This is a genomic window from Phenylobacterium sp. (assembly GCF_031425575.1).
In the GTDB taxonomy this organism is placed as follows: Bacteria; Pseudomonadota; Alphaproteobacteria; order Caulobacterales; family Caulobacteraceae; genus Phenylobacterium.
The window spans coordinates 1-1,601 of sequence record NZ_JANPJP010000272.1 but is presented as its reverse complement, the minus strand read 5'-3'; the positions used below and the strand labels follow the sequence as shown (position 1 = coordinate 1,601).

At 67.7% G+C, this 1,601-nt stretch carries 1 protein-coding gene and 1 pseudogene; both read left to right on the top strand.

Translation table 11 applies throughout. From position 1 onward, the window contains the following. Positions 1-181: pseudogene (locus tag RMO97_RS15565) on the top strand (MBL fold metallo-hydrolase); the annotation flags it as partial. A 211-nt stretch (positions 182-392) separates the two neighbouring features. Continuing rightward, positions 393-1,601: CoA transferase (locus RMO97_RS15560; protein WP_310541953.1), on the top strand; the 1,209-nt coding region annotated here is incomplete at its 3' end.

Below are 1,601 nucleotides of genomic sequence, written 5' to 3'. Positions count from 1 at the left end.
TCTCGACGAGGTGCTGAACGACCTGGCCGATGAGGCGGAGACGGCGTTGAAGCGCTTGAAGGGCAATGAGCTCGAGATGGACGAGGCTATCGAGAAAGCCATCTCGCGCGGCGTCAAGAAGGCCAGCCAGCGGATCTGGGGTCGGCGCCCGGTGGTGGAGACCACCGTGTTGCGGGTCTAGAGCCTTTCCGAATCAGATGGAATCATCTGATCCGGATAAACAGGCTCGCTCGTCATATGTTTAGAGCGCGACGGGCGCTTCAACCGGTATCCACTTGAAGCTGTCGCGCTCTAGCGCCTGCCCGCTTGCTACGGGATCGAACCCCGGCTTTGATGGGCTCGGCGAGACGCGGTAACCGCGCCGCCGCAATGGGCTGGGGAGGCTTGCCGGCATGACGGCCTATCAGGGCGTGCGGATCGCGGATTTCAGCCAGGGCATGGTGGGGCCGATGGCCGCCATGCTGCTGGGCGATTTCGCCGCTGAGGTGGTCAAGATCGAGCCCCCCGGCGGCGACCGATTGAAGGAGCACCCTGGATATCTGGCGTGGAACCGCAACAAACAGGTGGTGACCCTGGACCTGGAGACGCCCCAGGGCATGGCGGCGGCGCGGACCCTGATCGCCGGGGCCGATGTGGCGCTGTTCGATTTTGGCCCCACGCGACTGAAGGCTCTGGGGCTGGACGCCGCCACACTGACCGGCGCGCACCCCGCATTGATCCACGCCTGGATGCCGCCCTATGGAACCTCCGGGCGCTGGAGTGACCTGCCCAGCCACCACAGCCTGCTGGCGGCCCTGACCGCCATGCCGTTCCGCCAGGGAGCCTGGACCGACCAGCCGGTCCATATGGTCCTGCCGATCGCGCAATCATCTCAGGCGGTGCTGGGCGCCGCCGCCATCGGCGCAGCCCTGTTCGAGCGGTCTCACAGCGGCCTGGGTCAGGCGGTCACCGTCAGCGGCCTGCACGGCTCGGCCGAATGCGCGCCGCCGATGCGTTTCGACAATATCGAGCCTCTGCCGCGTGGCATCCCGCCGGGCGCCAATCCGCGCTACCGCCTCTACCAGTGCGCCGACGGCGAGTGGTTTTTTCTGGGCACCCTGTTCACCAACTTCTACCGCAAGGCGTTCGAGGCGCTCGAACTCGGCGACCTGTTCGACGTGCTCGAACAGGACATGGTCGGCGCCCGCGAGATGCTGATCGGCATCTTCGAGACCCGCCCGCGCGCCGAATGGCTGGAATTGCTGAAGGCGCACGACGTACCCTGCGGCCCGGTCCGCCGGGGCGACGTCTGGCTGGGCGGCGCTGTGGTCGCCGAGGCCGGAATGCGGCTGGCCTTTGATCATCCGACTTTGGGAGAGGTCGCCATGCCGGCGCCGCCCGCTCGCCTGAGCGCGACCCCGGCGCGGGTCAAAGGTCTGCCGCAGGCCGCCGGTGCGGCGCCGTCGTGGCCGGAGAAAGACGCCGGAGTTGTGGATGCACGGCCCACGGCTGCACCGCTGGCCGGCATCAGGGTGTTGAACCTGGGCACGGTGATCGCCGGCGCCTACGCCGGGACCATCCTGGCCAATCTGGGCGCCGAGGTGATCAAGATCGAGGGCCCG